The following is a 12251-nucleotide window of genomic DNA, read 5'->3' on the forward strand; positions in this document are numbered from 1 at the left end:
CCCCATCGGGGCGTCGCGTCTTCGGACGCGGCGCCCCGATGCGTTCCGCGGCGGTTCGGCGTACGGGAGGATGAGGAGATGACGCGATACCTCGTGGTGCCGCAGTGGCAGGGCAGTCCCTCGTCGCGTGCGATGCAGCTGATCGACGGTGCACAGGCGATCGCCGGTGACCTGCCACGCTCGGCCACGACCATCCTCGACGTGCCGATGGAGGCCGGTGAAGGACTGGGCAGCGGCATCCATCGCCTCAGCGCTCTGCAGCGCGTGCGCTCGCTCGTCGCCGAGGCGCTGGACGGACACGAGGAGCCGGTGCTCACGATCGGCGGCGACTGCGGCATCGCGCTCGCGCCTATCGCGCATGCCGCGCGGCGCACCCCGGGCCTGGCCGTGGTGTGGATCGACGCCCACCCCGACCTCAACTCCCCCGAGTCCTCGCCGTCCGGCGCGTTCGCGGGCATGGTGCTGCGCGCCGTGCTCGGCGAAGGCGACCCCGGGCTGCTGCTCGAGCCGGGCACCGTGGCATCCGACCGCGTCATCATCGGCGCGGCGCGGTCGTATGACGAGGCCGAGCTCGAGGCGGTCGCGAGCCTGGGCATCGCGGCGCTCACCGTCGACGCTCTGCGCGATCCCGATGCGCTTGCCACCGCGGTGGCCGCGACCGGCGCGGATGCGGTGTACATCCACATCGACGTCGACGCGCTCGATCCTGCCGAGCTCGCGGGCAACGCGCATCCCGAGCCGTTCGGCATCACGGTGTCGGAGCTCACTGCCGCGATCGCGGCACTGAGGGCGCTTGTGCCCCTCGTGGGAGCTTCGCTGGCCGGCTACTCGCCGGCGTCACCGGCATCGGCGACGGACGACCTGGGGGCGATCCTGCGCGTCGTCGGAGCACTGGCGTGAGTCCGCTGCCCGTTCCACCCCCGGGTTGGCGTGCCGTCGCGGAGCGAGCTCTCGAGCGCGGCCGCCGTATCGACCGGCTCATCCCGCCGTTACTGCTGGACTCCCCGATCAGCCGCGTGGGGTACTGGTACGGGTGCACCGTCGGCTGGGTGTGGGGGTCGATGTGGAGCACCGGCCGCGTCGAGAAGCGCGAGGGCCTATGGGTCTTCCGCGGGATGCCGCGCTGGACGTACCCGCGAGGCGGGGTCTGCGTGGGCGGATGCTTCCTCACCGGCGATGGCCGGATCTCGCGAGGCCTGCTGCGGCACGAGGCCGTCCACAAGCGGCAATGGCAGCGCTACGGCATCCTCATGCCGCTGCTGTACACGCTCGCCGGGCGCAACCCGCTGCGCAACCGGTTCGAGATCGAGGCGGGCCTGGAGGACGGCAACTACGTGCCGCGCGGCACGGCCTGATTCTGCATCACGCGCCCGACCCGCAACACCTGCCGTCCGAGAGTTATCACGACAGCGAGCGGGAAGGCGATCCAGAGCAGGTTCGGCAGCACCGCGACCAAGAGGAACCCGAGGATGTCGCCGCGTTCGAGTGACTGGCGCGTCATCTCGAGCCCGCTGGAGGCCTCGACGAGGAAGTAGATGACCGTCTTCCAGAAGGTCGCGACCGTCACGATCAGCCCGACCACGACACCCGACCAGCGCTTGGCGTGAAACAGCGCCCACACGATCACGACGACCTCGACGAGGTTCGCCCAGCTCTGGGCACTGCCGAAAGCGTCGAACTGCCCGTAGCGGTGGTCGAACGTGCCGTAGAACACGTGACCGGGCCAGAGCGGCTCGAGAGGGCCTCCCGCGTGCGAGAGCGGACCCAGCAGCACATAGCAGGCGTCGTAGGTCTGAATGACGGCCGAGATCGCGAGCCACACGATGACCCACGTCGGCATGCGCAGATCCCGGGGATCGGCGACGGACGGTGGCGAGAGGGCAGCGGACTGCGTCATGGGCATGACTGTATCGACTCGCCAGCCCACACTGCGGATCGACGCGGATTCCCTGCGGACCGCCGCGGATCAGTGAGCGATCGTGAGGCCGTACTGCTCGGGAGAGTTGATCGCGTCGCGGCGAATCCCCATGCCGACGAGGTGATCGAAGATGTCGGCGGTGCCGAGGAAGCCGCCCAGCAGGTGGATGCGGGTCTCGTCGTCTTCGGCACACAGCATCTCGTCCGCCCACGCTGTCACCGCGCGAGAAAGCGCCTCGCCCGACGCGCAGCCACGACCTGTGCCCGGCGCACCACTGCGCTGCGAGCGGTCGAGCCACGTCACCACCATGCGACTGGGAGCGGTGATCTCGCCCTGCCACGAGGCATCCGGGATCTCGACGAACACGCGTCCCGTCGAGCAGATCGGCAGCGTCGCGAGCATCGCCTCGAGCTCGGCGAGCGAGGACTCGTCGGCGGTGATCAGGTGCTGCACGCGCGTGTGCCGCGACGAGCGGCACGCCGATGCGCTGTGCTCGACCTTCTGAAGCTCGGTGATGTGGGCCATGACGATTCCACTATACCCGCGATGAAGGGTTGCCTTACCTCATCGTCAAAAGAGGTAACGTTCCGCGGCAGGCTCACGCATCGCGCAGCAGCACACGGCGCAGCTCGGCGAGCTCGTCGTCGGTGAGACCGTGCGCGCGCAGGTAGTCGGCCGCCGAGCCATAGCTGGTGACCACGCCGTCCAGGAGTGCGCGCATCACCGGGGCCGGAGAGCGCGTGGCGAGATCCTCGAGGTGCACGGCTTCCGGATGCATCGATCGGAGCAGTTCGACGATGCGGCGGTTGCGAGCCTGGGGCAGGAGCGCCTCGGTTCGCGCGTAGTCCCCCACGACCGCCTCGGCATCGACCCCCGCCGCGGCGAGAGCGAGGGCGACGGTCACACCGGTGCGATCCTTGCCCACCGTGCAGTGGACCAGCACGGGCTGGTCGGCCAGGATGCCGCGCACGACCTCGACCACGCCGGCCGATGAGTCCTCGATGAGCCGGCGGTACATCTCATCGAGGCTGATGTCATCGCGGAAGAAGGACTCCACCGACCCCAGGAAGAGCGGGACGCGCTGGGTCACCACCTCGATGCCGTCGATGCGGCTCGGCTCGTAGCGCACCTCGTCGTCGGCACGCAGATCGATGATGCGTCGCAATCCCAGTTCGCCCAGCGCACGGGTGCCGTGAGGATCGAGTCGTGCCAGGTTGCCGGAGCGATACAGAACCCCGTGACGGGTCATGGCCGCGCCGGCGGGGAGTCCGCCGACGTCGCGCAGATTCACCGCTCCTGGCACCACCGGGTCCACCGGCGGGCCGGCCGCAGCGGAGAGGTCGGTCACCAGGCGGCACCCGATGCGGCGTCGCGGTCCTCGCCGGCGAGGTCGTCGCGCGGCGGGACGCTGTACCGGCCGGCGATCGCGATGCGGTTGAACGCATTGATCGCGACGAGGATCCAGCTGAGCGCCACGTACTCCTGCTCGCTCAGGACTCCTCCGACGCGGTCGTACACGTCGTCGGGGATGCCGTCCTCGTGGATGTACACGTACGCCTCGGCGAGCTCGAGGCCCGCGCGCTCACGTTCGGAGAAGACACCGGAGTCGCGCCACACCGCGATCTGCGCGATCACGTCCGCCGAGACGCCGGCCGCCGTCGCCCGCTCGACGTGCACGCGCACACAGTACGCGCAGCCGTTGAGCTGCGAAGTGTGGATCTGCACGAGCTCTTTGAGCCGATCGTCCACTCCGCTGCCCGCGGCGAGCTCACCCACGGTCTTCGACACGGCCGCGAGCGCCTTATAGGCCGGTGGCGCCGAACGCGACAGATGGACGCGGTGTTCTTCCGTCATGGCGCCAGACTACCCACGCAACGGTGGCCTGGGGCGTGGGCGAGTGAGCGACAATGAGCGGGTGAGCGAACCCACCGATGAGTTCTCGTTTCTTGCGGATCAGGCAGCGGAGGCCGGCATCGACCGCCCGGTCCCCCGTGGGGAGCGCCTGTCGCTGCCGCTGTCCGACGGCAGAACGCTGAGCGCCCTGCGCTATTCACCTCCCTCCGGGCCCGACGAGCCGGTCGTGACGTTTCTGCACGGCGCTGGGCTGAACGCCCACACGTGGGACACCACGATCCTCGCCCTGGGACTGCCGGCGCTGGCGATCGACCTTCCAGGCCACGGCGACTCGTCGTGGCGGGAGGACGCCGCCTACGTCGGCCGCGTGATGGCCCCCGATGTGGCAGCGGGAATGGATGCCTGGACCCGGGCGCCGCAGGTGCTCGTCGGGCAGTCCCTCGGCGGCCTGACGGCGGCGGCGGTGGCTGCCGCGCGACCCGATCTCGTGCGCGAGCTCGTCGTCATCGACATCACGCCCGGACTCGACTCGAACGCGGGGCCGACGCAGATCCGCGAGTTCTTCGCCGGGCCGGTGGATTGGGCATCCCGTGACGAGCTCGTAGATCGGGCCCTGGCGTTCGGTCTCGGCGGCGGCACCCGGCGCAAGGTCGAGCGCGGCGTGTACTTCAACTCCCGGGTCCGCCCCGACGGGCGGGTCGAGTGGAAGCACCACTTCGCCCACCTGGCCAACGCGGCGGCCGGTGCGGCCGCCGGCGGGCCGACGGAGCAGCCGACTCAGGACGACGCCGTCTCGGCTGTCCTAGGAGAGGCGGGCTGGCAGGACCTCGCCGCGGTGACCGCGCCGACGACTCTGATCCGCGGCGAGCGCGGCTATGTCACCGACGACGACGCCGAGGAGTTCACGCGACGCATTCCCGGGGCATCCATCGTCGCCGTCCCGGCCGGGCACAACGTGCAGGAAGAGATCCCTGTCGAGCTCGGGGAACGCCTGCGCACGGTCGCCAGCGCACCCGGCAGGCAATGACGCGCAGTGCCTGCGACCACGCGGCGCGCCCGTGAACGCGCAAGGGCCCACTAACGCTTCGGTTGCGTTCCACGTCGCACGCACCCGAACCCGGCCGCGATATCCCTAGGCTGGACTATCGCACCGGCCGCCGCGACGTCCCATCGCGTGCACCCGTTCCCGCTCAGCCCGCGGGATCCGTTCGAAAGGACCCCCATGCTCCGCCGCACCGGCCTCTCCGCGACCGCCCTCCTCGCCGCCGGCGTTCTCGCCCTGACCGCCTGCAGCGGCGGGACGGAGCCGAGCACGTCCATTCCGACCGGCGAACCCGACCCCGACGCATCCGTCGCGATCCGGCTCGTCCTCGAGCCGAGCAACCTCGACATCCGTCAGACCGCGGGCGCGGCGCTTGATCAGATCCTCGTCGACAACATCTACCAGGGCCTGGTCGCGCGCACGCCCGAGCAGGACATCGTGCCGGCCCTCGCGAGCGACTGGAACGTGTCGCCCGATGGACTGACCTACACCTTCACCCTGCGCGAGGGCGTGACCTTCCACGACGGCCAGGCGCTGACGCCGCAGGATGTGGTCTGGTCGCTGACGACCCGCAAGAACACGCCGGAGTGGCGCGACTCGGCGCGCCTCGCGAACGTCACGACGATCGCCGCCGAAGGCCAGGACATCACCCTGACTCTTGCCGAACCCGACTCGAGCCTGCTGTGGAATCTCACCGGTCGCGCCGGGATCATCTTGAAAGAGGGCGACACCGTCGACTACCAGACCGGCGCCAACGGCACCGGGCCCTTCGTGCTCGATGACTGGCGAGAGGGCGACAGCATCGTCTTCGCGCGCAACGACGCGTACTGGGGCGAGCCGGCCGGCGTGGCGGAGGTGGTCTTCGACTACATCCCTGACAATCAGGCAGCCCTCAACGCGGCTCTCGCGGGCGAGATCGACGTGGTGACAGGCTTCGACGCGACCCTGAAGGAGCAGATCGAAGAGACGGGCGACTTCGCGCTCGTGCTCGGTCAGTCCACCGACAAGGGCACGCTGGCCTTCAACCAGACCTCCGGCCCACTCGCCGACCAACGCGTGCGGCAGGCCATCCGCCAGTCCATCGACCACGACTCGTTCGTCGAGGCGCTCGGCGCCGGGCAGACCCTGTACGGCCCCATCCCCGAACTCGATCCGGGCCATGAGAATCTCGAGGACGTGGCCCCGTACGACCCCGAGGCGGCGCGCGCTCTTCTCGAGGAGGCCGGCGAAGAGGATCTGGAGCTGACCCTCACGATCCCCAACTTCTACCCGACCACGATCCCGCAGGTTCTCGTGTCGGACCTCAACGAGGTGGGGATCACGCTCGAAGTCGAGTCGGTCGACTTCCCGACCTGGCTCAACGACGTCTATATGAACCAGGACTACGAGCTGAGCTTCGTCCTGCACACCGAGGCGCGCGACTTCGAGAACTGGGCGAACCCGGACTACTACTTCACCTACGACAACCCCGAGGTTCAGGAGCTGTACGCCGACTCCCTCGCCGCGACGGACGAGTCCGAGGCGGCGGACCTCCTCGCCGAGGCCGCGCGACTGGTCTCGGAGGACGCCGCGGCGGACTGGCTCTACAACGGCGCCTCGGTCGTGGCTGTCGGGACTAACATCTCGGGTATGCCCGCGATCAACGTGAACGAGCGCCTCAACCTCGCCGAGATCGCCAAGAGCGACGGGTGATCCGGTACGCGCTGACTCGATTCGCCCTGCTTCTGCTCGGGCTGTTCGTCGCCAGCGTGGTGATCTTCCTCACCCTCCGTGTGCTGCCCGGCGACATCGCGCAGCTGATCGCGGGCGTGAACAGCACGCCCGAACAGCTCGCCGCCGTGAGGGAACGGCTCGGATTGGATCGGCCACTCCCCACGCAATACCTCGATTGGATCGGCGGTGTGCTGCGCGGCGACCTCGGCACCTCTCTCCTGACCGGATCACGCGTGGTCGACCAGCTGGCAGAGAAGGCCCAGGTGACCGTGCCGCTCGGCATCCTGTCCCTCCTCATCGCCGTGCTCATCAGCGTGCCCCTCGGCGTGCTGTCGGCCCTGCGCCGCGGCCGCGGCGACGGCACCGCGCTGAGCGTGGGGGCGCAGACCCTCGCCGCGGTGCCGGTCGTGTGGGCGGGCATGATGCTCGTCGTCGTGTTCGCGGTGTGGCTCGGGTGGCTGCCCGCCCAGGGCTTTCCCCGTGCCGGCTGGCAGGAGCCGTGGGCGGCCCTGCGGGCACTGCTGCTGCCGGCGCTCACGATCGGGATCGTGGAGGGAGCGATGCTGCTGCGCTTCGTGCGCAGTGCCACCCTGCAGGCCGTGGGCCAGGATTTCGTCCGCACCGCGGCGGCGAAGGGCCTGACCCGCAACACCGCGCTCATCCGGCACGGTCTGCCGGTCGTCGGCCTCTCGATCATCACGGTGCTCGGTCTGCAGGTGGCGGGCATCATCGTGGGCGCGGTGGTCATCGAGCAGCTCTTCTCCCTTCCCGGCATCGGCCGCATGCTGGTCGCCGATGTGAGTGCCCGCGACCTGCCGAAGGTACAGGGCGAGCTGCTCGCCCTCACGGCTTTCGTGCTGATCGTCGGCTTCGTGGTCGACCTCGTGCACCGCGTCATCGACCCCCGGCAGCGGGAGGCCGCATGACCCGGGCGCACACGACCTCCGGTGCCGTCGACGCGCAAACGACGGGGACGGATGCCTCCGCTCCGCGCCGACCCGCCCGTCGACGCACCCGCGCGGCGTGGCTGCGCCGGCTGTGGGGCATGTCCACCGGGCGGTTCGGGCTGATCGTCGTGGCCGTCGTGCTGGTGACGGCCGCCATCGCCGTGGTGTGGACGCCGTTCGATCCGCAGCAGGTCGAGATCTCCAACCGCTGGGCTCCGCCGGGCTCGCCGCACCTGCTCGGCACCGACGCGTCGGGCCGCGACATCCTGAGCCTGCTCATAGCGGGCGCCCGCACGACGGTGCTGGTCGCCGTCGGTTCGGGCATCGTCGCGACGATCATCGGCGTCGCCCTGGCAGCCCTCGGCGCACTCACCGTGCGGTGGGTCCGCGAATCGGTCGCGGTGCTCGTGGACATCCTCATCGCGTTCCCGGTGCTGATCATCGCGATGATGATCTCGGCGGTGTGGGGCGGCTCGCTCGGCGTCGTCATCTGGTCGGTCGGCATCGGCTTCGGCGTCAACATCGCCCGCGTGACGCGCCCCGAGCTGCGCCGCGTGCTGCACAGCGACTTCGTGCTGGCCGGGCGGGCGTCGGGCCTGACGCCGGCGCAGAACCTCGTGCGTCATCTGCTCCCCAACGTCGCGCCGGTGTTCATCGTGCAGCTGTCGTGGAGCATGGCCGTGGCCGTGCTCGCCGAGGCGGGACTGTCCTACCTCGGCTTCGGAGCCCCCGTGACACAGCCCTCGTGGGGACTGCTCCTGGCAGAGCTGCAGCAGTTCATCACGGTGCATCCGCTCTCTGTCGTGTGGCCGGGTCTTGCGATCACGCTCACCGTGCTGGGGCTCAACCTTCTTGGCGACGGCCTCCGCGAGGCCACCGACCCCACGCTCTCGCGCAGCCCGTTCGCGACGCGCCGCGCGCGCCTGCACATCCCGGAGGTCGTGTCGTGAGCCTCGAGGTGCAGGATCTCACCATCGAGATCGGCGGCCGCCGTGTCGTGGACGGCGTGTCGTTCGCGGTGCCCGATGGCGCGCGCGTGGGCCTCATCGGGGAGTCGGGCTCGGGCAAGTCGGTGACGGCTCTGGCCATCCTGGGGCTCCTTCCGGACGGCGCCCACGCCACCGGCAGCGTCCGCTGGAACGGCCGCGAGATCCTCGGCCTGCCCGACCGAGAGCTCGCCGAGCTGCGCGGCGACGAGGTCGGCATCGTGTTCCAGGAGCCGCGCACGGCGCTCAACCCGATCCGCACGGTGGGCCGGCAGATCGCCGAGTCCGTCCGCATTCACGAGGGCCTGTCGAAACGGGATGCCGCGGCTCGCGCCGTCGCCGAGGCCGCGCGCGTCGCGCTGCCCGAACCCGAGCGGGTCGTCGCGCGCTACCCCCATCAGCTCTCCGGCGGACAGCGCCAGCGGGTCGCGATCGCCATGGCACTGGCGTGCCGGCCGCGGCTTCTCATCGCCGACGAGCCCACCACGGCGCTGGACGTCACGATCCAGGCCGAGATTCTCGACCTCCTGCTCTCGCTGGTCGAGGACGACGGCATGTCGCTCGTCTTCATCACCCACGACCTGGCTGTGCTGTCGCAGATCGCGACGCACGGCATCGTGCTCGAGAACGGCCGTGTCGTCGAGGACGCCGCTGTGTCGCAGCTGCTCACGGCTCCGGCATCCGTCGTCACGCAAGGTCTGCTCCGCGATGCCACGGCCACGCTCTGGCGCCCGGGAGGCACGGTATGAGTGCCTTCGATCCCGGTGCACGACCGCCGCTGATGCGGGCGCGCGGGCTGACACGGCGGTACCCCGCGCCGAAGGCTCGACTGCTCGGACCCCGCATCCACACGACCGCGCTCGAAGACGCCGACATCGACGTGCGGGAGGGCACGGCGGTGGGCGTCATCGGCGAGTCCGGGTCGGGCAAGTCGACCCTCGTGCGGCTGCTGCTCGGACTGGATGCCCCGACCGCGGGAACCGTCGAGTTCGACGGGCGGGTGGTCGAGGCCTCTGCCCCAGCCCGCTCGCTGCACTGGCTGCGGCGGCAGACGGGCATCGTGTTCCAGGACCCCTACGCGTCGCTGGACCCGCGCATGAGCGTGGGCCGCATCGTCGGCGAGCCGCTGTGGGCGCTCGGGCTGGGCGGCGACGGCGAGGAGGGCGGCGACGGCCGGCGCGAACGGGTGCGCGAAGTGCTCGAGGACGTCGGCCTGGAGGCCGGCATGACCGAGCGGTTCCCTCACCAGTTCTCGGGCGGTCAGCGGCAGCGGATCGCCCTCGCGCGGGCCATCGTGCACCGGCCGCGACTGCTCGTGGGAGACGAGCCGCTGTCCGCCCTCGACGTGACGGTGCGCGCGCAGATCCTCGAGCTGCTGGGTGAGCTGCGCGCACGCGACCGCTTGACGCTGCTCATGGTCTCGCACGACATCGGCGTGGTGCAGAACCTGTGCGACGAGGTCGTCGTGATGAAGGACGGCCGCATCCTCGAGGAGGGCCCGACTGAGAAGGTGCTGCTTCAGCCGCAGGTCTCGTACACACGGCGGCTGCTCGCCTCGATCCCCGTGATCGACCCCGGCGCATCCGCCTGAACCGCCCCTTCCGCCTCCTCTTGCCGAGAGGATGCCGGGCGTCGGCGGCCGGCGCTAGGTTCGGAGCATGGCCCCCGCGATCGTCCCTCCCTACCTCCTCGCCCGCATCGCCGCCGTGCAGGAGCCAGGATGGCAACGCGCCGCCGCAGCCGCACGCTCGACCCTCGCAACCCCTCGCGACTACCGACCCACCAGGTCGCGGCTGCGGCTGTCGATCGAAGACCCCGGCACGCTCGTGGCCGAGACGACGCCGGCACCCGACCGGGAGATCTCGGACGCGCAGCGGCTCGAAGTCCTGCCCGGGGTCCGCGTTCGCGGCGAAGACGGTCCGCCGACGGGCGACACCGCCGCCGACCAGGCGTTCGACGGCCTGGGGGCCACGTTCGATCTCCTCTGGGATGCGTTCGGACGCAACAGTCTCGACGGCGTCGGCGGCACCCTGCTGGCGACGGTCCACTACGGCCGCGACTACGACAACGCGTTCTGGAACGGCGAGCGCATGGTGTTCGGCGACGGCGACGGGGAGGTGTTCTCGGGGTTCACCGGCTCGCTGACAGTGATCGCGCACGAACTCGCGCACGGGGTGATCGAAGATGAGGGCGGCCTGCTCTACCGGGGCCAGTCCGGCGCGCTCAACGAGTCGGTCGCCGATGTCTTCGGTGCGCTGGCCGAGCAGCATCACCTCGGCCAGACGACGTCGGAGGCGTCGTGGCTCATCGGCGAGGGCATCTTCACCGATGCGGTCCAGGGCGCCGCACTGCGTTCGCTCGCCGCGCCCGGCACCGCGTACGACGACGACGTGCTCGGCAAGGATCCGCAACCGGCCCACATGGACGCGTACGTCGACACGCGCGACGACAACGGCGGCGTGCACATCAACTCCGGCATCCCGAACCACGCGTTCTATCTGACCGCCACCGCGCTGGGCGGCCGCGCGTGGGAGCGGGCAGGACTGATCTGGTACCGCACGATCACGTCGGGCACCCTTTCGTCGACCGCCGACTTCGCCGCGTTCGCACGGGCCACCGTGGCGGCGGCGGTCGCGGAGTACGGTGAGGAGTCGGAGGAGGTCGACGCCGTCCGCGCCGGGTGGACAGGCGTCGGCGTGATGCACGATGAGGAGCGACCAGACACCCCGAGCTGAGGGCGAGCCGCCAGAGGGCGACGCGCCGAACGGCGACGCGACACCCTCTCAGGCACCGGACTCGAACGCCACGAAGGCCGCGGCGCCGATCGAGGTCGACGTCGCGCGCACCGGCGGATTCGCCGGCATGACGCGGCACTGGACGGCCCAGCCGCCGCCGGAGAAGGCATCCGAGTGGATCTCTCTCCTCGATCGCTGCCCGTGGGATGAAGCGCCGGCGCCATCCACCGGCGAGCCCGTCACGCCCTCACCCATCGCCGCCGACCGCGATCCGGTGCCGGACGGCTTCGTGTGGTGGATCCGCGCCAGCTGGTCGGGCGCGTTCACGAAGGAGGCCGAACTGCCCGACGACGCCATCACCGGCGCGTGGCGCGAGCTGGTCGACGCGGTGCGCGAATGGGGCCGACGCGACGAGGGCCCCGAGTCGCGCGAGCGCTGATCAGCGACCCGATCGGCCCGACTTCTTCTTCGCGGGCTTGAGCGACTTCTGCAGGTAGATGGTGCCCAGCCACCGGCCGAACTTGAAACCGACGCGTCCCATCCGGCCGACCTCGACGAAGCCGAGCTTCTCGTGCAGCGCGACCGAGCCCTCGGCGCCCTTGTCGCTGATGACAGCGACGATCTGACGGATTCCGGCCTCTTCGCACGCCCGGATCAGCGCCTCGAGCAGCGCCCGGCCCAAGCCCTTGCCGGTGGCCGCGTGGCCCAGGTAGATCGAGTTCTCGACCGAGTACCGGTACGCCGACTTGCTCGACATCGGCTGGACGAGGGCGTAGGCGAGGACCTGACCGGCCGGCGAGTGCGCCACGAGGAACGGCAGACCGAGACGCTGCAGCTGGTCGCGCTTGTCCCGCCACTGCGCGATAGACCAGATGTCCTCGTCGAACGTGACGACCGAGTTGGTGACGTAGTGGTTGTAGATCTCGCGGATGTCGGGGATGTCGGCGTCCTCGACGGGACGGATCGCGAATGCGAACGGCCGCTCGGGTTCGGGCTGCCGGCGCAGGTGGCGAGGCAGCGACCGCCGGTCCCTGTCGTATTCCTCCTCGAGCATGC

The 12251-nt window shown here is 70.3% G+C and carries 15 protein-coding genes; 10 read left to right on the top strand and 5 right to left on the bottom strand.

Annotation, left to right across the window (positions count from 1 at the left end):
* The first annotated feature begins 78 nt into the window (after positions 1–78).
* Positions 79–900 (top strand): arginase family protein, encoded by an 822-nt coding sequence (locus K0817_RS12725; protein ID WP_219981880.1) that lies wholly within the window; start codon positions 79–81, stop codon positions 898–900.
* Positions 897–1355 carry a Fe-S oxidoreductase gene (locus K0817_RS12730; protein WP_219981881.1) on the top strand — a complete coding sequence of 153 codons (459 nt, stop codon included), beginning with the start codon at positions 897–899 and terminating at the stop codon, positions 1353–1355. Before K0817_RS12725 ends, K0817_RS12730 begins: the two co-directional genes overlap by 4 nt.
* Here the strand turns inward: K0817_RS12730 and K0817_RS12735 are convergent.
* The 4 genes from K0817_RS12735 to K0817_RS12750 form a co-directional block, all read right to left on the bottom strand.
* Positions 1331–1897, bottom strand: coding sequence for a hypothetical protein (locus K0817_RS12735; protein WP_219981882.1), 567 nt, complete (start codon positions 1895–1897; stop codon positions 1331–1333). The genes K0817_RS12730 and K0817_RS12735 overlap by 25 nt on opposite strands.
* A gap of 69 nt (positions 1898–1966) precedes the next feature.
* Positions 1967–2443 carry an SIP domain-containing protein gene (locus K0817_RS12740; protein WP_219981883.1) on the bottom strand — a complete coding sequence of 159 codons (477 nt, stop codon included), beginning with the start codon at positions 2441–2443 and terminating at the stop codon, positions 1967–1969.
* 73 nt (positions 2444–2516) lie between these two features.
* On the bottom strand, positions 2517–3266 hold the full coding sequence (locus K0817_RS12745; protein WP_253735365.1) for a tyrosine-protein phosphatase: 750 nt from the start codon (positions 3264–3266) through the stop codon (positions 2517–2519).
* On the bottom strand, positions 3263–3772 hold the full coding sequence (locus tag K0817_RS12750) for a carboxymuconolactone decarboxylase family protein (RefSeq protein WP_219981884.1): 510 nt from the start codon (positions 3770–3772) through the stop codon (positions 3263–3265). Before K0817_RS12750 ends, K0817_RS12745 begins: the two co-directional genes overlap by 4 nt.
* Positions 3773–3833: 61 nt before the next feature.
* Between K0817_RS12750 and K0817_RS12755 the strand changes: the two genes are divergently transcribed.
* From K0817_RS12755 to K0817_RS12790, 8 genes are all read left to right on the top strand, one after another.
* On the top strand, positions 3834–4799 hold the full coding sequence (locus K0817_RS12755) for an alpha/beta fold hydrolase (RefSeq protein WP_253735366.1): 966 nt from the start codon (positions 3834–3836) through the stop codon (positions 4797–4799).
* A gap of 195 nt (positions 4800–4994) precedes the next feature.
* Entirely contained in the window at positions 4995–6506 is a 1512-nt protein-coding gene (locus tag K0817_RS12760; RefSeq protein WP_219981886.1) for an ABC transporter substrate-binding protein, read from the top strand.
* Positions 6503–7453 carry an ABC transporter permease gene (locus K0817_RS12765; protein ID WP_219981887.1) on the top strand — a complete coding sequence of 317 codons (951 nt, stop codon included), beginning with the start codon at positions 6503–6505 and terminating at the stop codon, positions 7451–7453. Before K0817_RS12760 ends, K0817_RS12765 begins: the two co-directional genes overlap by 4 nt.
* A 119-nt stretch (positions 7454–7572) precedes the next feature.
* Positions 7573–8424: an ABC transporter permease gene (locus tag K0817_RS12770; protein WP_219981993.1), complete on the top strand. Its 852-nt coding sequence runs from the start codon at positions 7573–7575 to the stop codon at positions 8422–8424.
* On the top strand, positions 8421–9209 hold the full coding sequence (locus K0817_RS12775; protein ID WP_219981888.1) for an ABC transporter ATP-binding protein: 789 nt from the start codon (positions 8421–8423) through the stop codon (positions 9207–9209). Before K0817_RS12770 ends, K0817_RS12775 begins: the two co-directional genes overlap by 4 nt.
* Entirely contained in the window at positions 9206–10051 is an 846-nt protein-coding gene (locus K0817_RS12780) for an ABC transporter ATP-binding protein (protein ID WP_253735367.1), read from the top strand. Before K0817_RS12775 ends, K0817_RS12780 begins: the two co-directional genes overlap by 4 nt.
* Before the next feature lie 67 nt (positions 10052–10118).
* Positions 10119–11195: a M4 family metallopeptidase gene (locus K0817_RS12785; RefSeq protein ID WP_219981889.1), complete on the top strand. Its 1077-nt coding sequence runs from the start codon at positions 10119–10121 to the stop codon at positions 11193–11195.
* Positions 11167–11634, top strand: a complete 468-nt coding sequence (locus K0817_RS12790; RefSeq protein ID WP_253735368.1) for a protealysin inhibitor emfourin — start codon at positions 11167–11169, stop codon at positions 11632–11634. Before K0817_RS12785 ends, K0817_RS12790 begins: the two co-directional genes overlap by 29 nt.
* On the opposite strand, the gene K0817_RS12795 is transcribed toward K0817_RS12790, so the two are convergent.
* Positions 11635–12249 carry a GNAT family N-acetyltransferase gene (locus K0817_RS12795; RefSeq protein ID WP_219981890.1) on the bottom strand — a complete coding sequence of 205 codons (615 nt, stop codon included), beginning with the start codon at positions 12247–12249 and terminating at the stop codon, positions 11635–11637.
* Positions 12250–12251 lie beyond the last annotated feature (2 nt).

This window comes from Microbacterium sp. HD4P20 (genome assembly GCF_019449275.2).
Lineage (GTDB): Bacteria > Actinomycetota > Actinomycetes > Actinomycetales > Microbacteriaceae > Microbacterium.